This window comes from Pseudomonas agarici (genome assembly GCF_001543125.1).
Lineage (GTDB): Bacteria > Pseudomonadota > Gammaproteobacteria > Pseudomonadales > Pseudomonadaceae > Aquipseudomonas > Aquipseudomonas agarici.
On the sequence record NZ_CP014135.1, the window covers coordinates 1,976,716 to 1,998,083 of the forward strand.

21 protein-coding genes are annotated in these 21,368 nt (G+C 60.0%); 10 read left to right on the forward strand and 11 right to left on the reverse strand.

The window, feature by feature from the left end; all coding sequences use genetic code 11:
* The first annotated feature begins 13 nt into the window (after positions 1-13).
* On the forward strand, positions 14-1,393 hold the full coding sequence (locus AWM79_RS08690; RefSeq protein WP_060782621.1) for a sodium:solute symporter family protein: 1,380 nt from the start codon (positions 14-16) through the stop codon (positions 1,391-1,393).
* A 433-nt stretch (positions 1,394-1,826) separates the two neighbouring features.
* On the opposite strand, the gene AWM79_RS25865 is transcribed toward AWM79_RS08690, so the two are convergent.
* Both AWM79_RS25865 and ptrR read right to left on the reverse strand, forming a co-directional pair.
* Complete coding sequence (locus AWM79_RS25865) at positions 1,827-1,952, reverse strand: PA1414 family protein (protein ID WP_017124508.1); 126 nt, start codon at positions 1,950-1,952, stop codon at positions 1,827-1,829.
* Between the two features lie 127 nt (positions 1,953-2,079).
* Positions 2,080-2,982 carry a putrescine utilization regulator PtrR gene (ptrR, locus tag AWM79_RS08695; RefSeq protein ID WP_017133471.1) on the reverse strand — a complete coding sequence of 301 codons (903 nt, stop codon included), beginning with the start codon at positions 2,980-2,982 and terminating at the stop codon, positions 2,080-2,082.
* Positions 2,983-3,086: 104 nt separating this feature from the next.
* Between ptrR and AWM79_RS08700 the strand changes: the two genes are divergently transcribed.
* Positions 3,087-4,271 carry an MFS transporter gene (locus AWM79_RS08700; RefSeq protein WP_060782622.1) on the forward strand — a complete coding sequence of 395 codons (1,185 nt, stop codon included), beginning with the start codon at positions 3,087-3,089 and terminating at the stop codon, positions 4,269-4,271.
* Here AWM79_RS08700 and AWM79_RS08705 read toward each other — a convergent pair.
* Entirely contained in the window at positions 4,219-5,148 is a 930-nt protein-coding gene (locus AWM79_RS08705) for a DMT family transporter (RefSeq protein WP_017133469.1), read from the reverse strand. The genes AWM79_RS08700 and AWM79_RS08705 overlap by 53 nt on opposite strands.
* A 94-nt stretch (positions 5,149-5,242) precedes the next feature.
* Positions 5,243-6,079, reverse strand: coding sequence for a CvfB family protein (locus AWM79_RS08710; RefSeq protein WP_060782623.1), 837 nt, complete (start codon positions 6,077-6,079; stop codon positions 5,243-5,245).
* 347 nt (positions 6,080-6,426) lie between these two features.
* On the opposite strand from AWM79_RS08710, the gene AWM79_RS08715 reads away from it, so the two are divergent.
* Both AWM79_RS08715 and AWM79_RS08720 read left to right on the forward strand, forming a co-directional pair.
* Entirely contained in the window at positions 6,427-6,615 is a 189-nt protein-coding gene (locus AWM79_RS08715; protein ID WP_176987101.1) for a hypothetical protein, read from the forward strand.
* A 168-nt stretch (positions 6,616-6,783) separates the two neighbouring features.
* Complete coding sequence (locus AWM79_RS08720; protein ID WP_060782624.1) at positions 6,784-7,644, forward strand: DUF6279 family lipoprotein; 861 nt, start codon at positions 6,784-6,786, stop codon at positions 7,642-7,644.
* A 12-nt stretch (positions 7,645-7,656) separates the two neighbouring features.
* Here AWM79_RS08720 and AWM79_RS08725 read toward each other — a convergent pair whose 3' ends face one another.
* Together AWM79_RS08725 and AWM79_RS08730 are read right to left on the reverse strand one after the other, a co-directional pair.
* Entirely contained in the window at positions 7,657-8,049 is a 393-nt protein-coding gene (locus AWM79_RS08725) for a hypothetical protein (protein ID WP_060782625.1), read from the reverse strand.
* A gap of 195 nt (positions 8,050-8,244) precedes the next feature.
* Positions 8,245-9,591, reverse strand: coding sequence for a DEAD/DEAH box helicase (locus AWM79_RS08730; RefSeq protein WP_060782626.1), 1,347 nt, complete (start codon positions 9,589-9,591; stop codon positions 8,245-8,247).
* A 193-nt stretch (positions 9,592-9,784) separates the two neighbouring features.
* Here AWM79_RS08730 and AWM79_RS08735 point away from each other — a divergent pair, with 193 nt between their 5' ends.
* Positions 9,785-11,038 (forward strand): mechanosensitive ion channel family protein, encoded by a 1,254-nt coding sequence (locus AWM79_RS08735; RefSeq protein WP_060782627.1) that lies wholly within the window; start codon positions 9,785-9,787, stop codon positions 11,036-11,038.
* A 36-nt stretch (positions 11,039-11,074) separates the two neighbouring features.
* Here AWM79_RS08735 and AWM79_RS08740 read toward each other — a convergent pair whose 3' ends face one another.
* The 3 genes from AWM79_RS08740 to AWM79_RS08750 form a co-directional block, all read right to left on the reverse strand.
* Positions 11,075-11,929 (reverse strand): carboxylate/amino acid/amine transporter, encoded by an 855-nt coding sequence (locus tag AWM79_RS08740; RefSeq protein WP_060783959.1) that lies wholly within the window; start codon positions 11,927-11,929, stop codon positions 11,075-11,077.
* A gap of 220 nt (positions 11,930-12,149) precedes the next feature.
* A complete protein-coding gene (locus AWM79_RS08745; RefSeq protein WP_060782628.1) occupies positions 12,150-12,749 on the reverse strand; it encodes an FMN-dependent NADH-azoreductase in 600 nt (199 codons plus the stop codon).
* 147 nt (positions 12,750-12,896) lie between these two features.
* Complete coding sequence (locus tag AWM79_RS08750; RefSeq protein ID WP_026013350.1) at positions 12,897-13,211, reverse strand: hypothetical protein; 315 nt, start codon at positions 13,209-13,211, stop codon at positions 12,897-12,899.
* Between the two features lie 49 nt (positions 13,212-13,260).
* Here AWM79_RS08750 and AWM79_RS08755 point away from each other — a divergent pair, with 49 nt between their 5' ends.
* The 5 genes from AWM79_RS08755 (at position 13,261) to aqpZ (ending at position 18,371) form a co-directional block, all read left to right on the forward strand.
* Positions 13,261-14,184, forward strand: coding sequence for a PA3225 family LysR-type transcriptional regulator (locus tag AWM79_RS08755; RefSeq protein WP_017133460.1), 924 nt, complete (start codon positions 13,261-13,263; stop codon positions 14,182-14,184).
* 14 nt (positions 14,185-14,198) lie between these two features.
* The gene (locus AWM79_RS08760) at positions 14,199-15,002 is read left to right on the forward strand and encodes an alpha/beta fold hydrolase (protein WP_017133459.1); all 804 of its coding nucleotides are present in this window, start codon (positions 14,199-14,201) and stop codon (positions 15,000-15,002) included.
* A gap of 3 nt (positions 15,003-15,005) precedes the next feature.
* The gene (locus AWM79_RS08765; protein ID WP_017133458.1) at positions 15,006-15,569 is read left to right on the forward strand and encodes a peptidylprolyl isomerase; all 564 of its coding nucleotides are present in this window, start codon (positions 15,006-15,008) and stop codon (positions 15,567-15,569) included.
* A gap of 85 nt (positions 15,570-15,654) precedes the next feature.
* On the forward strand, positions 15,655-17,487 hold the full coding sequence (locus tag AWM79_RS08770; RefSeq protein ID WP_017133457.1) for an ABC transporter ATP-binding protein: 1,833 nt from the start codon (positions 15,655-15,657) through the stop codon (positions 17,485-17,487).
* A gap of 185 nt (positions 17,488-17,672) precedes the next feature.
* A complete protein-coding gene (gene aqpZ / locus AWM79_RS08775) occupies positions 17,673-18,371 on the forward strand; it encodes an aquaporin Z (protein WP_017133456.1) in 699 nt (232 codons plus the stop codon).
* 7 nt (positions 18,372-18,378) lie between these two features.
* Here the strand turns inward: aqpZ and AWM79_RS08780 are convergent, their stop codons facing one another.
* Both AWM79_RS08780 and AWM79_RS08785 read right to left on the reverse strand, forming a co-directional pair.
* Positions 18,379-19,503, reverse strand: a complete 1,125-nt coding sequence (locus AWM79_RS08780; RefSeq protein ID WP_026013349.1) for a GNAT family N-acetyltransferase — start codon at positions 19,501-19,503, stop codon at positions 18,379-18,381.
* 294 nt (positions 19,504-19,797) lie between these two features.
* The gene (locus tag AWM79_RS08785) at positions 19,798-21,126 is read right to left on the reverse strand and encodes an OprD family porin (protein ID WP_017133454.1); all 1,329 of its coding nucleotides are present in this window, start codon (positions 21,124-21,126) and stop codon (positions 19,798-19,800) included.
* Between the last annotated feature and the right edge of the window lie 242 nt (positions 21,127-21,368).

Consider the following 21,368-nt stretch of genomic DNA (forward strand, 5'->3'; position numbering starts at 1 on the left):
GAGACACACCGTCATGGCCCTGGATTTATTGGTTGTACTCATTTACGCCGCAAGCATGCTCGTACTCGGTTACTACGGCATGCGCAAGGCCAAGACCCACGAAGACTATCTGGTTGCCGGGCGCAACCTGGGCCCGACCCTGTACATGGGCACCATGGCTGCGACCGTACTAGGCGGTGCCTCCACCGTCGGTACGGTGCGCCTGGGCTATGTCCATGGGATTTCCGGTTTCTGGCTCTGCGCGGCCTTGGGCTTGGGCATCATCGCGCTGAACCTGTTCCTCGCCAAGCCGCTGCTCAAGCTGAAGATTTTCACCGTTACCCAGGTACTGGAAAAGCGCTACAACCCCATGGCCCGCCAAGCCAGCGCGGTGATCATGCTGGCCTACGCGCTGATGATCGGCGTGACCTCGACCCTCGCCATCGGCACCGTGCTGCAAGTGTTGTTCGGTCTGCCGTTCTGGCTTTCGGTACTGCTCGGCGGCGGCGTGGTAGTGGTCTACTCGACCATCGGCGGTATGTGGTCGCTCACCTTGACCGATATCGTCCAGTTCGTCATCAAGACCGTCGGCCTGATGTTCATCCTGCTACCGATCTGCCTGTACCGAGTCGGCGGCTGGGATGAGTTGGTGAGCAAGCTGCCGGCGGCGAGCTTCAGCTTCACCGCCATCGGCTGGGACACCATCATCACCTACTTCCTGATCTACTTCTTCGGCATCCTGATCGGTCAGGACATCTGGCAACGGGTGTTCACCGCCAGGGACGAGAACGTCGCGAAGTATGCCGGCAGCGTCGCCGGGGTCTACTGCATCGCCTACGGCCTGGCCTGCGCACTGATCGGCATGGCCGCCCATGTGTTGATCCCGGACCTGGACAACGTCAACAACGCCTTCGCCGCCATCGTCAAGCTGTCGCTGCCCGATGGCATTCGTGGCCTGGTGATCGCCGCAGCCCTGGCTGCCATGATGTCCACCGCCAGCGCCGGGCTGCTGGCCGCGTCCACCGTACTGACCGAAGACCTGCTGCCGAAACTGCGCGCAGGCAAGCCGTCGAACCTGGCGGTCAACCGCCTGTTCACCTGCCTGACCGGGATCATCGTACTAGGCATCGCCCTGCTGGTCAGCGATGTGATCAGCGCGCTGACCCTGGCTTATAACCTGCTGGTTGGCGGCATGCTGATCCCGCTGATCGGTGCCATTTTCTGGAAACGCGCCACCACCGCCGGCGCGATCACCAGCATGGCCCTGGGTTTCATCACCGCACTGGTATTCATGGTCGTCGATGGGTTGGACTCGAACACGCCGATCTACTACAGCTTGGCCATCGGCCTGATCAGCTTCGTGGTGATCAGCCTGCTGCCCCCGCGTCCGTCGACAGTGGCCAACGCCATCTGATAAACGCAGCTACTTCAGCGGGTGCGACGTCGGTTGTCACACCCGTTTTTTTTCAATGGTTGCCTGTTGGGCGCAGCCCAAAATGCCCGCCCGAGGTGCTGATTGAAGGTGATCAATCGCCGATCTTTGACGCGACGCCGGTTCAAAGCGGGTCGTGGGTGTTTTCGAAAAGATCGCGACACGATTCACAGGCAAAATACTGCTCGTGTGTCGGACATCGAATAATGCCCGTGGCTCCGGCCCTGATTTGCCAATGACACTGCTGCCGGTGATAGCTCAAGGTGCCTTCGTATAACAAGGCGCCCATCTTGACGGCTCCGGCGCAATAGAGCCAAGGACAAAGGAGGCAGCCCTTTTTTGCGGGAAAACCACGCTCCCGCACACCACGGGGAGCGCGATCATACAGTCCGAGCGGGCTGTCGACTGGGAGGCGTTACCGACGTGGCTGCCGACGACGACGTTCGTCGTCCGTGCGAATCGGCACCGGTTGCAGCGGTGGCTCGATCAGGCCGAGGGCAACACCGAGGTCGTGGAGCCAAGTTTGCAGTTTGTCTTTCATATAGCCCCCTTCAGGGTAATGCGAGCGACGGAGCTCTCGTAAGTCGCCTCACACAAATCATAGCTCTAAGTCCTACGTAATGCTTCCTTTCCATAGCGTTCGTGGCGCTAAATCATGGCAAAAAGCTTCAGGCCGACGCACGGACACTCACGACATCGGCATTCCGTTGTGCCCTGCGCTCCTGCTCCATCTCGATCCAGGCCGTCAAGTTCGCGCCCTTCATGCCTTTGCGCCACATCAGCCAAGTGGTGGCGGTGTCAAACGGCGCGGCCATTGGATGCACCGAGACATTCTCGCGTCCGGGCAGGCTGGCCAACATCGAGCGGGACATCATCGCCACGCCGGAGCCGGCGGTGACGCAAGCCAGCATGCCGGGATAGGACTCGATTTCGATGGCCCGCCCCATGGTGGCCTGATAATGCGCATACCAGGCTTCAAGGCGACCACGGTAGGAACAGCCTGGGCGGAAGGTAAACACCGGACGCCCCTCGACATCCCGCGCACTGTGTATCGGCGGATGGTCGGCGGCGCCAATCATGATCAGCGACTCCTGGAATAACGGAATGCCTTCCAACCCCGCGAGTTGCAGTGGACCATCGACCAGCGCGGCATCCAGACGGCCACTGAGCACGCCCTCGAACAGCTCGCAGCTGATGCTCGATTGCACCTGCAGGTTCACCGCCGGATAGGCGCGGTGGTAACGCGACAGCAGCGGCGGCAGATGGATCGCCGCCGTGCTGTGCATGGTCCCCAGCACAAAGTCGCCGCCCGGCTGGCCGCCCTGCACCGCCGCTTGGGCTTCGTCATGCAGCACGAACAGTTTCGCGCAGTAGTCCAGCAGCACCTTGCCCGCTGGCGACAGTTGCAAACGCTGGCGCTCGCGCAGGAACAACTCGACACCGAGTTGTTCCTCGAGCTGCTTGAGCCGGGTCGACAGGTTCGACGGTACCCGATGCAAACGTTCGGCCGCACGGGTGATAGACCCCTCCTCGGCCACGGCCTGGAAGATTCGCAACTGGCTGAACTCCATGTTCCTCTCCAAAAATGAACAAGTTACTTAATATTATTCATTTTTAAAGAAAGTCAATCAGCTCTAGTCTGACGATCAATTGCCTCTCTCCGGGAATGGCCGCCATGTCGCCGCTGATTCGTTTAATCGCCTGTTTTATCGCGTTGATGATCGCCATGGGCATCGGCCGTTTTGCCCTGACGCCACAATTGCCGCACCTGATCAGCGAAGGCCAGATCGACCTGACCGCTGGCGGCCTGATCGCGGCCGCCAACTATCTGGGCTATATGCTGGGGGCGCTGGACGCAATGTTTGCTCGACGCCCGCGCCAGGTTCGCCAGCGTCTGCTGGTCGGTTTATGGTTGTGCGTGCTGTTGACCCTGGCTTCGTTCTGGGCCCATGGATTCTGGTCGCATCTATTGTTGCGTTTCGGTACCGGGCTCGGCAGTGCCTGGGTCGTGGTGATGATCACCAGCCTGAGTCAACCACTGGCCGCCAGCAGTGGCCGACATCGCCTGGGGGCTCTGGTGTTCGCCGGTCCCGGCCTGGGCATCCTGCTCACCGGGCTGCTGGCGCTGGGTTCTAATCGGCTGGAGCAAAGCTCGTCCGTGTTGTGGCTGGTCTACGCCACGGCCGGCCTGCTGATGTTGCTGATGATCGTGCCGTTCCTGCCCCACCCCGCGAACACCGCCGATGCCACCCCCGCTGCGCTGGCGACGAACTCCGGCAGCCAGGGCATCGGTATCCTGTGCGTGGCCTACGGCCTGTTTGGTTTGGGCTATATCATCCCGGCAACCTTTCTCTCGCAGATGGCCAACGTGCGCTTCCACGGCGAATGGCAGGCCGATCTGTTCTGGCCCAGCTTCGGCCTGGCGGCGGCCCTCGGGGTATTATTGGTCAGCCTACGTCGGCCCACCTCCCCTGCAACCCACCACTGGTTGACCGGGGTCTTGTGGCTGCAGGCGGCCGGGGTGTTCGCCTGCCTGTCATCGAGCAGCATCGGCCTGGTGCTGGGCGTGCTCCTCTGCGGTACCCCGTTTCTTGCCAGCATGCAGTTGGTGATGCAGCGCTCGCGGGAACTGGCACCTCACTCCACCCAGCGCAATGCCGGCCTGCTCACCGCCTGCTTCGCCGTTGGCCAGCTCGCCGGGCCATTGCTGGCCGCCGTGAGTAACCACTTCAGCGGTGGCCTGCAACCGGCGTTGATCGTAGCAGGCAGCGGCCTGGTATTGGCCGGATTGGCCGTGCTGCGACCCCCTACTGCCCCAGTGCCTTACGCAAACGGCGGCGTATCCACTGCTCGGCACTGACCAGGGTGATTCCCAGCAGCACCAGTGCCGCGCCAATGACGAAGTCAAGACTCAAGGGGTCGCCGAGCAGGACAACCCCGAAGGTCACGCCGAACATCGGGGTCATAAAGGAAAACACCGCCAGGTTCGACGCCAGGTAGCGCTGCAGCAGCCAGAACCACACCAGATAGCTGAAGAACGAGACTACCAAACCCTGGAACAGCACGCTGGCGACGGCAACGGTCGTCAGGCTGACCTGACTGATCTGGCCGGAAACCGCGGCAATCGCCAGCAAGCCGACGAAACCGACGATCAACTGATAGAACAGCGTCAGTGTCACCGGCGCTTCCGACAACCGTGAAGCCCGCACCACCACCGTGGTCGCACCCCAGGCGGCTCCGGCCAGCACCCCCAGGGCATCGCCCAGCAACATGTTGCTGTCCATGTCGGAGAACGACACACCACCGGCAAACGCGAAGGCAATGCCGACAAAGGCCAGGCCGATCCCCAGCCACTGCAACGGCCTCAGGCACTCGCTGGGCAACAGCCAATTCACCCCCAAGGCGGTAAAGATCGGCGCGGTGTAGAGAAACACCGACATATGCGCCGCCGAGGTCAGTTGCAGGCCCTCGGAGATGAACAGGAACTCCAGGCCGAACAGCGCGCCCGCCAGCAGCCCGCCGCGCCAGGTCGCGCCGATATGGCTCCAGCCGCCCGTCCAGCACATCAACAGGCCGACCAGCAGCGCCGAGATCCCGGAGCGCCCGACCGCCTGCATGACCGGCGCGATATCCGCCGCGGCCCACTTGATCACCACTTGCTGGACACCCCAGATCAGGCACAGTCCGAGCATGACCTGAATGGCAAAACGATCAGCATTACGCCGTGACGTACTCATGAGCGCGCCGGGCTAGAAAACAAAGACATGGCAGTTTCCAAAAAAAACCAGCTCCCTGGCAAGCCGCCTCAAGTAGCGACTTGCCGTGCGAGATTCAGCTCAACTCGATGCGATCGGCGTGAATAACGATCTGGCCCTGTTTGTACAGCGCACCGATGGCCTTCTTGAAGTTGCCCTTGCTGACACCGAATAGAGCGCTGATCACGGTCGGATCGCTCTTGTCGCTGACCGCCAGAACGCCGTTGTTTTCCCGCAACTTGGCGAGAATCTGCGAATTCAGGCTGCTGGCGGCTTCTGCACCCACGGGTTGCAGGCTCAGGCTGATCTTGCCGTCGGCGCGAATCTCCTTGATAAAACCTTTTTCCTGTTTGCCAGCACGCAGAAACTTGAATACTTCGTTCTTGTGAATCAAGCCCCAGTGCTTGTTGTCGATAATGGCCTTGAAGCCCATATCGGTGGCCTCAGCCACCAGCAAGTCGACTCCCTGGCCTACCTTGTAATTGGCCGGAGTCTTGTCCAGATAGCGATCCAGGCGCGTGGTGGCGGTGATGCGCCGGGTGTGCTTGTCGAGATAGACATGCACCACGCAGTACTCGCCAGCGGTCAATTGGCGTTTTTCCTCGGAATATGGCAGCAGCAGATCCTTGGGCAGCCCCCAGTCGAGGAATACACCAATGCTGTTGACTTCCTTGACTTTGAGACTAGCGAATTCACCGACCTGCACTTTCGGTGTTTCAGTGGTGGCAATCAACTTATCAGCACTGTCCAGATAAATGAAAACATTCAGCCAATCTTCATCTTCACTGGGAATATCCTTGGGAATATAACGATTGGGCAAAAGAATTTCGCCATCCTGCGCACCGTCCAGATACAAACCGAAGTGAGTGTGCTTAACCACTTGCAAGCTGTTGTAACGCCCGACTAAAGCCATTTCCAGTCCCCTTATTACGTGGGTGCCATTCTACCCGAGTTTGCCAGTGCTGTTTCATGGCCCTTGCCCACGACTGAAAAATCCCCGCCAACCCCAATCTTTCAAGGGTTTCCCGATCCTCTATGTCACCGTTCGTCAGACCAGACACTCTTTGGTCGAGCGAAATCCTTCGCCAAAAAAAGTCGATGGAGCGGAGTTACGATTTAAAACAGCGGCTTAGCGAACAATAATGCGTTCAGTTTGACAATCACAGGGATAAAACCGTCGCCTATTTCGAGAACATATTTGCCGAGCTATTATCAAGAACTTCTGGTATGCTGGCTGATTCAGTTAATATCTACAGGTTAATGGCCGCCATGCGCGTAAAAGCATCCAACAGCAAAGCAAAGCCAGCCCCAGCCGTTGAAACCAGCGACTCGATCAACGAGCAAATTGCTGCTTTCCTGAAATCCGGCGGCGAAATCCAACAGATTGCCAAAGGCGTCAGCGGCCAGACTTTCGGCCCGTCGAAACAGATCACCCTCGGCAAAAAATAAGTTATCCCTCGAAACTGCTCTGCCCTCGCAGCACGTTGGCCGCTATGCGCTTTGATCCTCAAGGCGCTAGGGCTGAGGCGATATAGCCTGACTCCGATTGCATCTTGCCATTGAACTGCCAGGCCACAAGGCGCTCTATGGGGAAAACGCCATCGCAAGGATTCGCTCATGTCGCGCCGATCCCACTTCCTGTTTTGCTGCCTGATCCTGGGCTTGGCGCTGTTTGGCTGCAACCGGGTCGGCGTCGCCTATCGCCACCTGGATGTCATCATCCCCTGGACCCTCAGCGACTATGTGGACATGCGCCGCGAGCAGAAGGACTGGTTCAAAGAACGTCTGAAGGAGCACCTACAATGGCATTGCACCACGCAATTGCCTGCTTATCTGGAGTGGCTCGACCGCTTGCGGCAGATGGTCGAAAACACTCAGGTCAGCGATGCCCAGTTGTTGGCGCGGACCGTTGAGGCCAAGGCGGCTATAGCCCAAGTCGCCCGGCAAATCACGCCGTCAGCCATCGAGTTGCTCAAGGGTCTGGATGCTCGACAAGTGGCCGAGATGAACGAGGCATTCGCCAAGGAACAACGCGAACGCTATACCGAGTATGTCGCACCGCCCCTGGATGAGCAGATTCGCCAACGCGCGAAGCGGATGAGCAAACGCCTGGAGGTCTGGCTCGGACCGCTCAGCCCGGACCAGCAGCAACGGGTCATTGATTGGTCAACCGAACTCGGTGAGCAGAACCGCTTTTGGATTGCCAACCGCGCGCACTGGCAGGCGCAACTGAGCGCGGCAGTCGCCGAACGCCAGAACGCCGACTTTCCCCAGCGCATCGAGCAATTACTGCAACATCGGGACAGCCTGTGGACCGTTGAGTACCGCCAGGCCTACGAGCGTACCGAGCAGTCCACCCGCCGCCTACTGGTGGACTTGATGGCCGACAGCACGCCTGCCCAGCGCAGCCAGCTACTGAAAAGAATCGCCGATCTGCGCCGCGACTTCAGCCAACTGAGCTGCCTGAAGGCAGTTTGAGGCCCTGGGCAATCAGGCAATCCGGGCCTCGGACACCAGGGCATCGAACACCAGTGGGTCCAGCGCATCGCGCTGTTCATCCAGCATCTGGCGCGGGTGGTCGTTGCCGGGGATACTGCTGTCGATCATGCTCAACAAGCTGGAACCGCGGGGCGTCAGGACAAAGTTCTCGCCATCGCCGCCCTCTTCTTCTGGCCGCGACTCGATAAAGCCGTTGTTGAGCAATAACCGCTCATAATCGGTCGCCAGGGTTTTCAGTGCATCGAGGTTACCCGTCGGCTCGCCTTCGGCAGCCTGCGCGCAGGCATGTTGTTCGGCATAGGCCCGCGGAGCGAAGCTGTGGCCGGCACTGTTCTGTACTTCGTGGAGCAGACGTTCGATCAGCTCCCAGTTATAAGTCGTCATCCTGATGCGACCTCCTACCGTTGATAGAAGAAATCCCCCCCTCTACAGTAGTGACAGACAGCAGCGATCGACGTTCAGCCCGATTTCAGGTCAGCGTGACCATTGGGCGGACCAACATCGATTGCCGGACCCGACACAGGGGCAGCCTGCGCTGCACCTCACCGGGCAAGACAACCAGTCCACCCGTCGAGCGGGTTATTCGTCCGCTGGCGCTTGCGGCTTGCGGCGCTTGAGCGGCGCCATGCCGTCCTTGCTGACCAGCGACAGGGCGTCGGTCTTCGGCCGGTTGGCGATCTTGCGCTTGGTCGGTGCCTTGGCCGCCGACTTCTTCTTGTCGCCCTTGGCGTCGGTCTTTTTCTTCTTCACGCCCACGGCCTTGCCCGAAGCCTTGACCTTCTTCGGCCCGCCGTAACTGCCTTTGACTTCCTTGATGGTGCGGCGCTCGAAGCTCTGCTTGAGGTAGCGCTCGATGCTCGACATCAGATTCCAGTCGCCGTGGCAGATCAGCGAGATCGCCAGGCCGTCGTTGCCGGCACGCCCGGTCCGACCAATACGATGCACGTACTCGTCGCCACTGCGCGGCATATCGAAGTTGATCACCAGATCCAGCCCTTCCACATCCAGGCCACGGGCAGCGACATCGGTGGCCACGAGGATCTTCACCCCACCCTGCTTCAGGCGGTCGATGGCCAGCTTGCGGTCCTTCTGGTCCTTTTCGCCGTGCAGCACGAAGGCCTTGTATTCCTGGGCCACCAAACGGCCATAGATACGGTCGGCCATGGCCCGGGTGTTAGTGAAGACAATGGCCTTCTGGTAAGTTTCATTGGCCAGCAACCAATTGACGATCTGCTCTTTGTGCTGGTTGTGGTCAGCGGTGATGATCTGCTGGCGAGTGGTGTCGTTCAGTTGGCTGACCGCATTGAGCTGCAAGTGCTCGGGATTGTTCAGAACCTTGGCGATCATCTCGCGCAGGCCGGAACCGCCGGTGGTGGCGGAGAACAGCATGGTCTGCTGGCGGTTCGGACACTCGTCCACCAGGCGCTGCACGTCTTCGGCAAATCCCATGTCGAGCATGCGGTCGGCTTCGTCGAGCACCAGCACCTCGACTTCCTTGAGGTCGAGATTGCCGGCATTCAGTTGCTCGATCATCCGCCCTGGGGTGCCGATCAGAATATCCGGGACCTTGCGCAGCAACGCCGCCTGGACCTTGAAATCCTCGCCGCCGGTGATCAGGCCGGACTTGATGAAAGTGAACTGGGAGAAGCGCTCGACTTCCTTGAGGGTCTGCTGGGCCAGCTCGCGGGTCGGCAGCAGGATCAGGGTCTTGATGCTCACCCGCACCTTGGCCGGGCCAATGAGGCGGTTGAGGATCGGCAGCACGAACGCAGCGGTCTTGCCGCTGCCGGTTTGCGCCGTCACCCGCAAATCACGCCCTTCGAGCGCGAGCGGAATGGCCGCGGCCTGCACGGGCGTTGGCTCGACAAATTTAAGCTCGGCCACGGCTTTGAGCAGGCGTTCGTGCAGGGCGAATTGGGAAAACACGGGTGCTACCTCGAAGAAATGCAAATATTCAGCCGCATAGGGTAACGGTTTCGAGCGCCGAGGCCGAGTTTCTTTGCACTTATCGCCGCAAACAGTGACGTTTTTGTGAGCGGATTTGTCCAGGACCGTCTCATCTGCTGACTTAAATGTTCTAATCGAACCGTTACTTTCTGCAGAAGATCGCTCTTTTCCCATGGATATGAAACAGCTCTGGCTCAACGCCCAAGACCTCTGGGGCAGCCTTGATCGACATCCCCTGCTACACACTGGCCTGGGCCTGGTATTGCTGCTGTTGGTAGCGCTGCTGCTCGGACGAGTGGCACGCTACCTGATCCTGCACGCGACCAAGCTGCTCGGTCGGCAGCCGGCGATGCACTGGCTCAACGATCTGCGCCAGAACAAGGTATTCCATCGCCTGGCGCAGATGACGCCGTCATTGGTGATCCAGTTCGGCCTGCACCTGGTGCCGGAACTGAGCAAGACCGCCCTGCTGTTCCTTGGCAACGCGGCGCTGGCCGTCACCGTTCTGTTCCTGGTGCTGGTCCTGAGCGCTCTGCTCAACGCCCTGCTGGACATCTACGCGCGCACCGAATATGCCCGCACTCGCTCGATCAAGGGCTACGTGCAACTGGCGAAGATGGTGCTGTTCGTGTTTGGCGCGATCGTTATCGTCGCCACGTTGATCGATCGCTCGCCACTGTTGTTGCTGTCCGGGCTGGGTGCTATGTCGGCGGTGATCCTGTTGGTCTACAAGGACACCTTGCTGTCGTTCGTCGCTAGCGTGCAACTGACCAGCAACGACATGCTGCGGGTCGGCGACTGGATCGAGATGCCTCAGGTCGGCGCCGACGGCGATGTGGTGGACATCACCCTGCACACGGTCAAGGTACAGAACTTCGACAAGACCATCGTCTCGATTCCCACCTGGAGACTGATGTCCGAGTCGTTCCGCAATTGGCGGGGCATGCAGCAATCCGGTGGCCGGCGGATCAAGCGCAACCTGTTTATTGACGCCAGCGGTGTGCGCTTCCTGCATGAAGACGAAGAACAGCGCCTGAGCCAGGTGCACCTGCTCACCGGTTACATCGACCGCAAACAGGCCGAGCTGAAAAGCTGGAACGAGGCCCAGGGCGCTGTCGCGGCGATGTCGGCCAATCGCCGGCGCATGACCAACCTCGGCACCTTCCGCGCCTATGCGCAGGCTTACCTCAAGAGCCACCCGCAGATCCAGCCGGACATGACCTGCATGGTCCGCCAGATGCAGACCACGGCACAGGGCGTGCCGCTGGAAATCTACTGCTTTACCCGCACGACGGCATGGGCCGATTACGAACGGATACAGGGGGATATTTTTGATTACCTGCTGGCGATACTGCCGGAGTTTGGGTTGAGTGTTTATCAACAGCCAAGTGGGGCTGATTGGCGGGCGGGGTTGTCGGCGCGGTGAGTCCTTTATGCTCGATACTGAAGGACATTGCCGCTGTCAGGCGCGACGAACACCGAGACGACTGGCCCACACCGCCACCAGAATCACCCCGCCCCCCAGGAACAAACGCCCCAGGTCTTCATGCTGATTCCAGATCAGCAGGTTGATCAGCAGTCCCACCGGCACGTGCAGGTTGTTCATCACCGCCAGGGTGCCGCCGTCGACCAGGCAAGCGCCTTTGTTCCACCAGTACAGACCCAGCGCCGTGCTGACCAGCCCGAGGAATACCAGCACGCCCCACTGCAACGGTGCTTGCGGCAGGTAGTTGTTCTTGCCGAACAGCAGGAAGGCTGGCAGCGCCACCGCCAGTGCGCCCAGGTAGAAATAGCCAAAACGGCGGTAGTGCGGCAGATCGCTGGGATGACGTGCCACCAGGTGTTTGTACAGCACCTGGCCGGCGGCATAGGTGAAGTTGGCCAGTTGCAGCAGCAAGAAACCCAGGAAGAAGTCCGGGTTGATCCGGTCGTAGCGGATCACCGCCGCGCCAACCACCGCCACCAGTGCCGCGACCAGGGCCCAAGGGTTGAAGCGCCGGTTCAGGGCATCTTCAATCAGGGTGACGTGCAAGGGGGTAAGGATGGTGAACAACAACACTTCCGGCACCGTCAGCACACGGAAACTCAGGTACAGGCAGACGTAGGTCACACCGAACTGCAAGGCGCCGATCAGCAGCATGCCACGCATGAAAGCCGGCTCCACCAGACGCCAGCGGGTCAGGGGAATGAAGATCAGCCCAGCCAGCAATACCCGCACCAGCACGGCGAAGTAGCTGTCGACGTGACCGGCCAGGTATTCGCCGATCAGACTGAAGGAAAACGCTTGGATCAGCGTAACGAAAAGCAGATAACCCATGAATGCCTCACCCATGTTGCGATACGCCAGCGACCTTAACGGCTTTGCGCCGCACAAGGAATCCGGGGCGAAAAAAAACCCGATCGGGCGGGGGGCCGGATCGGGCTAGGTGCACCTAGGGAGCAACCAGTGCAAAGGGAGGATCAATGCGCGAACAACTTGAAGGGTCTATCTCGCTGGAGACACTAGAACACCCGAGGATTAGCTGAAGATTAAGGTTTCAAGCGATTTGGGCGATTCGGGCTTTCGCCTGGCCCAGACCTTTTTTCTGGAAATTGTCACCCATGTTCAGGCCTTCGGCATGAATGAAGTTGATGTCGTGGATACCGATGAACGCCAGCACCTGGCGCAGATACGGTTCCTGGTGATCGTGGGTGCCACCGGCATACAACCCACCGCGGGCGGTCAGGACATACGCTTGCTTACCGGTCAACAGTCCCTGCGTGCCAGTTTCGGTGTACTTGAAGGTCACACCGGCTCGCAACACGTGGTCCAGCCAGGCTTTGAGGGTGCTCGGAATCGCGAAATTGTACATAGGCGCAGCGAGTACCAGCACGTCCGCCGCCAGCAATTCGTCGGTCAGCAGTTTAGAACGCTCGAGGGAGGCCTGCTCGACCTCGTTGCGCTGTTCGAGCGGTTTCATCCAGCCCCCCAGCAGGTTGCTATCCAGATGGGGTACCGGGCTTTCCGCCAGGTCACGCACGCTGATCGGGTCGCTCGGGTGTGCAGCTTGCCACTGGCCGATGAACTGCCGGGTCAGTTGGCGGGAAACCGAGCCCTGCTGGCGAGCGCTGCTTTCGATGATCAGTACGCGGGGCATGGGAAGTGCTCCATCGATGAGTGCGGTAAGTCAATGGAGTGAAGACTAAACAGTAAGATATCGATAAAAAAGCGGAAAAATTTGCTACAACCTATCTATAAATTTGTTTATAGACGGAGCATGCTTGTCAGCGATGCACAGCCGGTGTCATTTCACAGAGCAGGACAGGTCCATTCGCAACCGAATGATCTTGCGATTGAACTTGGCGGTGACGTTGGTGTTCTTCCCGGCCAGCACTTCCACTCGGCGGCTGCGCGGCGCTTCGGGGCCGTTGTGGAACACCACCTTGCACAGGGCGTCGGTCTTACCGTAGTTGTTCAGATTGATCGAACCGATGTCTTCATCGGTGTCGTGGGGGGTGTAGTCGATACTCAGACCATTGAGTTGCTTGCGCACATCGATGGGATAGGCAAACGCGCTCAGCGGCAATAGCGCCAGCAACACACAACAGATCTTTCTCATTCGACGGTCCCCAATGTGGACCGCCAGCTTAGGACAAGAGGAGCTCAACTTGAAAGCGCCCCGCGTGACGATCGATCAATGGCGAACGCTGCAGGCCGTGGTCGATCATGGTGGCTTCGCCCAGGCGGCAGAAGCCCTGCATCGTTCACAGTCGTCAGTCAGTTATACCGTGGCCCGCATGCAGGACCAGCTCGGCGTGCCGCTGCTGCGCATCGATGGGCGCAAGGCCGTGCTGACCGAAGCCGGCGGCGTGTTACTGCGCCGCTCGCGACAATTGGTGAAACAGGCCAGCCAGCTCGAAGACCTGGCCCATCACATGGAGCAGGGTTGGGAGGCCGAGGTGCGCCTGGTGGTCGATGCCGCCTACCCCAATGCCCGGTTGGTCCGAGCCCTGACCGCCTTCATGCCGCAGAGCCGCGGCTGCCGCGTGCGCCTGCGCGAGGAAGTGTTGTCCGGCGTCGAGGAGGTGCTGCTCGAAGGTGTCGCCGACTTGGCCATCAGCGGCTTCAATATCCCCGGCTACCTGGGCACCGAAATGAGCGCCGTCGAATTCGTCGCCGTCGCCCATCCGGAACACACCCTGCATCGCCTGCAACGGGAGCTGACCTTTCAGGATCTGGAAAGCCAGCTGCAAGTGGTGATTCGCGACTCCGGTCGTCAGCAACCACGGGATGTCGGCTGGCTCGGTGCCGAGCAACGCTGGACGGTCGGCAGCCTGGCCACCGCTGCCACCTTTGTCGGTAACGGACTGGGCTTTGCCTGGCTGCCACGTCATATGATCGAGCGGGAAATCCGTGAGGGCCTGCTCAAGCAACTCCCCTTGGACCAGGGCGGCAGCCGCCACCCGACGTTCTATCTGTACTCAAACAAAGACAAACCCCTGGGACCGGCGACGCAGATTCTCGTTGAACTGTTGCGTACCTTCGACACCGCACCACTGGACGCCCCCTTCGCCGCTCCCCAGCAAGCCTGACAAGGACGTTGACCATGGCCTATTTCGAACACAACGGTTGCACGCTGCACTATGACGACCATGGCCAGGGCACGCCAGTGCTGTTGGTACACGGCCTGGGCTCCAGTGGCCTGGACTGGGAAATGCAGGTACCGGTGCTGGCTGAACACTATCGGGTGATCGTCATGGATATTCGCGGCCATGGCCGCTCCGACAAGCCTCGCGAACGCTACAGCATCGAGGGTTTCAGTGCCGATATTGTGGCGCTGATCGAACACCTGGAGCTGGGCCGCGTGCATCTGGCGGGCCTGTCCATGGGCGCAATGATCGGCTTTCAGATCGCGGTGGACCAACCACAATTGCTCAAAAGCCTGTGCGTGATCAACAGCACCTGCGAGGTCAAGGTGCGCACGCTGGGCGATTACTGGCAGTGGGCCAAGCGCTGGAGCCTGGCGCGCCTGCTGAGCTTGAACAGCATCGGCAAGGCCCTCGGCTCGATGCTGTTTCCCAAGCCGGAACAGGAACCATTGCGTCGCGCGATGACCGAGCGCTGGGCAAAGAACGACAAACATGCTTATCTCGCCAGCTTCGACGCCATCGTCGGCTGGGGGGTTCAGGAACGACTGTCACGTATTGCCTGTCCAACCCTGATTGTCAGCGCCGATCGCGACTACACCCCGGTCGCACTGAAGGAAAGCTATGTCAAACTGATTCCCGATGCGCGACTGGTCGTCATCGCCGACTCCCGTCACGCGACACCACTGGACCAACCCAAGGTCTTCAACCGTACCCTGCTTGAGTTTCTAACTGCAGTCGAAACCACCACCCAGGATCACTGAACCATGCTGAAAAAAATTGCCCTCTTCACCGGCTCCGTACTGTTCGCCGCCAACCTGATGGCCGCCGACGCCACCAAGGCCCAGCATGTATTGCTGGAGACCACCAACGGCCAGATCGAAATCGAGCTGGACCCAGTCAAGGCGCCGATCAGTACCAAGAATTTCCTTGCCTATGTGGACAGCGGCTTCTACACCAACACCATCTTCCATCGGGTTATTCCAGGCTTCATGGCTCAGGGCGGCGGTTTTACCCAACAAATGCAACAAAAAGACACCAAAGCGCCAATCAAGAACGAAGCCAGCAACGGCCTGCACAACGTGCGCGGCACCCTGTCGATGGCGCGGACCTCGGACCCCGACTCGGCCACCAGCCAATTCTTCATCAACGTCGCGGACAATGCCTTTCTCGATCCAGGCCGCGACGCCGGTTATGCCGTATTCGCCAAGGTCGTGAAAGGCATGGATGTGGTCGATATCATCGTCAACTCACAAACCACCACCAAACAAGGTATGCAGAACGTGCCGGTCGACCCCGTGATCATCAAGTCGGTCAAGCGCATCGACTAAAAGCAGGCGCCAACCGTAGGCCGGGTGCCGGCGGCTGGCGCTGCTTCACTTTCAAGGAGAGCCCGCCCGACGGGCGTCAGAACCCATGCTATATCGTCGTTTCGAACAACTGATCGATATCTTCCGCGACGCCCCCACCGCCGCTCCCCCCAATGCCGTCCTGCCCTTTTATCTGTATTACCTGCGCCAAGTCTGGCCCAGTTTTGCCGCCTTGCTGGTCGTCGGCCTGTTCGCCTCCCTGATCGAAGTGGCGTTGTTCAGCTACCTGAGCCGAATTATCGACCTGACCCAGGGCACACCCAATAGCGAATTCTTCACCCTCCATGGCACTGAGTTGCTGTGGATGACGGCGGTTACGCTGGTGCTGCGACCGATCTTCTTCGGCTTGCACGACCTGCTGGTGCATCAGACTATCAGCCCCGGCATGACCAGCCTGATCCGCTGGCAAAACCACAGTTATGTGCTCAAGCAGAGCCTGAATTTTTTCCAGAACGATTTCGCCGGACGCATCGCCCAACGCATCATGCAGACCGGCAACTCGCTACGCGACTCCGCTGTCCAGGCCGTTGATGCGCTCTGGCACGTGCTGATCTATGTGATCAGTTCGCTAGTGCTGTTCGTCGAGGCAGACTGGCGCCTGATGATCCCGCTGCTGGTCTGGATCGCTTGCTACATCGGCGCCCTGTATTACTTCGTACCACGGGTGAAGGAACGTTCGGTGATCTCCTCCGACGCCCGCTCCAAGCTGATGGGCAGGATTGTCGACGGCTACACCAACATCACCACTCTCAAGCTGTTCGCTCACACCCATTTCGAGCAGCAGTACGCCCGCGATGCGCTGTTGGAGCAGACTGAGAAAACTCAACTGGCCTCTCGCGTAGTGACCAGCATGGACGTCGCCATCACCAGCATGAACGGTCTGCTGATTGTCGGCACCACCGGCCTGGCGCTATGGCTCTGGAGCCAGTCGCTGATCTCGGTCGGCGCCATCGCCCTGGCCACTGGCCTGGTGATCCGCATCGTCAACATGTCGGGTTGGATCATGTGGGTAGTCAACGGCATCTTCGAAAATATCGGCATGGTCCAGGACGGCTTGCAGACCATCGCCCAGCCGCTGAGTGTGACCGATCGCAAGCAAGCGCCACACCTGGCGGTCAGCCGTGGCGAAGTATGCTTTGAGCAGGTGGACTTTCACTACGGCAAGCGCAGCGGGGTGATCGACGGCCTCAACCTGACGATTCGTCCGGGCGAGAAAATCGGCCTGATAGGCCCCTCGGGCGCCGGCAAGTCGACCCTGGTCAACCTGCTGCTGCGGCTCTATGACCTGCAGGGCGGAAGAATTCTGGTGGATGGTCAAAACATTGCCGAGGTCGCTCAGGAAAGCCTGCGCGCGCGCATCGGCATGATTACCCAGGACACGTCGCTGCTGCATCGCTCGATTCGCGACAACCTGCTATACGGCAAGCCCGATGCCAGCGATGCCGAACTCTGGGAAGCGGCACGCAAGGCCAAGGCCGACCAGTTTATTCCCCGGCTGTCGGACGCCGAGGGCCGTACCGGCTTCGACGCCCATGTCGGCGAGCGCGGGGTGAAGCTCTCCGGTGGCCAGCGCCAGCGCATCGCCATTGCCCGCGTGCTGCTCAAGAACGCACCGATCTTGATCATGGACGAAGCCACCTCGGCGCTGGACTCGGAAGTCGAGGCGGCGATCCAGGAGAGCCTGGAAACTCTGATGGAGGGCAAGACGGTGATCGCCATCGCCCACCGCCTCTCGACCATCGCCCGCATGGATCGCCTGGTGGTGCTGGAAAACGGCCGCATCGCCGAAACCGGCAGCCACGCCGAATTGCTGGCCCATGGCGGCCTGTATGCGCGATTGTGGCAACACCAGACCGGCGGCTTTGTCGGTATCGACTGACCTCGCCCTCGTTGATCGTGCCACGCCCCCCACAAAAAAGTGCGCCGTGGCGGCCTGGCGGGACTGGAATTGTCGGTAAAGCCTGCTGTACTGATTTCTGACTCAGGCAGGGAGCCTGTCGTCAGGTTGCATGGAAGCATCACCGCGTTATCGGAGCGATAGGCTGACCTATCAAGGCAGGATGCATGTCTCTGTTCAAACGTTCAGTAACAGAAGGATTAGGTACGTTCTGGCTGGTCTTGGGAGGTTGCGGCAGCGCGGTATTGGCGGCGGCTTTCCCCAATGTGGGCATCGGTCTGCTCGGTGTGTCCCTGGCGTTCGGGCTGACGGTGCTGACCATGGCCTTTGCCATCGGACATATCAGTGGCTGCCACCTGAATCCGGCGGTTTCCGTCGGGCTGGTGGTCGGCGGGCGCTTTCCTCTGCGGGAGCTGCCGGCCTACGTGGTCGCCCAGGTAATCGGCGGCATCGTCGCGGCGGCACTGCTCTACTTTATCGCCAGCGGCAAGCCCGGCTTCGAACTGGCGAGTGGCTTGGCCTCCAACGGTTACGGCGAACATTCTCCAGGCGGTTATTCGCTAGCGGCGGGGTTTGTCTGCGAACTGGTGATGACGGCGATGTTTCTGCTGATCATTCTCGGGGCCACCGATAAACGCGCGCCCAGCGGATTAGCGCCCATCGCCATCGGCCTGGCCCTGACGCTGATCCACCTGATCTCGATCCCGGTGACTAATACCTCGGTCAACCCGGCCCGCAGCACCGGACCGGCCCTGATCGTCGGCGGTTGGGCACTCCAGCAATTGTGGCTGTTCTGGCTCGCACCGCTGCTCGGCGCGCTACTCGGTGGCCTGGTCTATCGCTGGCTGGGCAAAGAGCAAGACTGATAGAGGATCAGGCTTGCCGGTAAGGCAGCGCCGCCCTCGCTTCTTCGGCATAGGCCAGGATGCCGACGCGCTCGCGGACCAGGAAATCACTCACCGCCGCCTTCAGACCAAGGTGGCGCAGGTAATGCCAGGAATGAGTGATCACCGGTTCGAAACCGCGAATCAGCTTGTGCTCGCCCTGGGCCCCGGCATCGAAGCGTTGCAAGCCATGGGCGATGGCGTAATCCATGCCCTGATAGAAACAGGTCTCGAAATGCAGACGATCGAACTCGGCCAGACAGCCCCAATAACGCCCATAGAAGCTGTCACCACCGATCAGACTGAAGGCCATCGCCACCGGTCGAGTCCCCTGGCGCGCCAACACCACCCGGATCGCCTCGGGCATGCGCTCGGCCAGCAGGCTGAAGAACGCCCGCGTCAAGTATGGCGTCTGGCGGCGCACCGCATAGGTGTTGGCGTAGCAGGCATAGACGAAATCCCACTGTGCTTCGCTCAGCTCACGCCCTTCTAGCCACTCGAACTCAAAGCCCTGGGCCGCGACCTGCTCGCGTTCCTTGCGCATCTGCTTGCGCTTGCGCGAGCTCAGGGCGTCGAGGAAGTCCTGGAAGTCGCGGTACTCGCGATTCGGCCAATGGTATTGGCAACCGAAGCGCTGCAACCAGCCCGGTTGCTCCGCCAGGGCGGTATCGGCCAGGGTGTCGGTGAAATTGATATGGGCGCTGGACAGTTCCTCGATCTGCAGATACCCCGGCAGCGCCGCCAGCAGCTCGAAACCGTCTTCGGCACGGGCCGCCAGCAATCGCGCGCCACTGACCGGGCTGAAAGGCACCGCCGTCAGCAGTTTGGGATAGTAGGCAATACCGGCGCGTTCGCAGGCCTCGGCCCAGCCATGGTCGAACACGTACTCGCCGTAGGAATGCCATTTGCGGTAACTGGGCAGCGCCGCGATCAGCCGGCCCTGTTCGATATGCAGTAGATGCTCCGGCTGCCAGCCGCAATGTTCACCCAGGCTGGCGCTGTCCTCCAGGGCGCTGAGGAAAGCATGCCGCAGAAACGGTTGTCCCGTGGGGACCAGCGCATCCCAATCCGCGGGAGCGATCTCGCAAAGGCTGTGCAGACGTTGTAGCGGCATCGATATCCCCAGGCAGGTGCGTAACGCGGTGGGAGTATCGCGCAAGTACCCGGCCATGAGAACCCGAAGTCTTTGCAGCGCCGATGTTAAAGAGTCCTGGACCGGGCTGACTGGGATCCTGTCGAGCTCGCCGCCAGGGAGGTCTCGGCGGATGCGCGATAGTCGAGGCAAAAAAAGACCCTGCCAAAGACAGGGTCCAAAGAACTGCGCAAGCTTTAACGGATGAAGAAAAAGCTTTGAATCACCACATCGCCAGGCCTCGGGCCTGGCGACTATTACGCTAAAACCGCCTGATTACAGGAAGTTATAGGTGTAGTTGAAGATCAGGCGAGTCTGATCCTGGGCGGCGATGTTGGTCTCACCACGATAGGTACCAGTACGCAGGGTGGTACCGAAGCCCTTGAGCGCGCCGCTCTGGATAACATAGTCCACGCGCATGTCACGCTCCCACTCGTTCTGATCCTTGCCGATACCGGTAGGGGTCTTGATGTCGGTACCGCGCAGATAAGCGATCGATGCCTTCAAGCCGGGGACACCGAGCTTGGCGAAATCGTAGGAGTACTGACCGAAGTTAGTCTTCTCGCCGGCCCGAACGAAGCCGTTAACCATGCTGTCGGTGAACAGGTAGAAACTGGTGCCGCCGTTACCCTCGTTGCGCCCGTTACCGTCAACCACGTTGCCTTGGTTCAGGTAGACGAAACCGCCGTCGTCGCCAACGTCCTGATGGCCGAGCAGGAAGGCATGACCACCCAGGGTGTAGGTGAACATGGCGCTCCAGGTGCGGTTGTCGACTTCGCCAGCGTGCTTGGCATAGCCACCGTTGTTGTTGAATCGATAGCCGGCATCGCCGTTATGGCCATCGGAACTGCTGTCGAAGTAACGCAGGTCGGTCTTGAACGACTGATCCTCACCGATCGGCAATACGTGTACCAGGCCGAAGAAGTCCTGCTTGTAGTAGTCCTTCAGGTTGGCGTGGTAGTACTGCAGGAGCAAATCTTTGGTGACTTTCCAGTCGGCACCGGCAAACCGGAACTGGTTGCTGTCCTCGGTACCACCGGCAACGCTCAGGCCGGAGCTATTGCTCGAGGCGCGACCGGCGGAATGTTCGAGCTGGCCCGCGGTCAGCGTGAGGTTGTCGATCTCCTTGGAAGTCACGATGCCACCGTCGAAGGTCTGTGGCAGCAGGCGGCTGTCGTTGGCGACCAGGATCGGCAGGTTCGGCGCCAGAGCGCTACCGACATGAGCTTCAGTCTTGGACACGAGGAACTTGGCGTTCGCCCCCAGACGGCTCCAGGTGGACGGCGCGGAACCGTCGCTGTCGCTCGGGAAGAACGAGTTGTTGTCCGGGTGATGGCCACGGCCACCGTCCAGGTGAATACCCATCAAGCCCTGAACGTCGACACCGAAACCCACTGTCCCCTGGGTGAAACCGGACTTGAGGTCGAGCTTCAGGCCCTCAGCGGTTTCATCTTGATCATTCGCGGTGCCTTCACGGGTGTCTGCACGGTAGTAGAACGTGCGCGAACTGAGCGACCCCTTGGTATCTTCGATAAAACCAGCGGCGCCTGCATGCTGCGCCAACACCCCTACGGCCACGGCCATGGCCAAGGTAGACTTCTTCATTGATTCGCTCCTCTAGGTTCAAAAACTTCTATTATTCTTGGGTTGCATCCATTGCCCTGAAACACCTGTGCGGTCGTCGCCCATGCCCAATCTGCCTTGTTGTTGGCATGGAATCTTGGCTTTGGGTTATTTCAAGGCGGTTGCCATAAAGTGAAAGATTTATGACAACGGAACTTTTTGACACACATAAAAAAGCAAAGCCCCTGTCCCGGGGCTTTGCGTAAAAAGATAGTGGCTTCTTG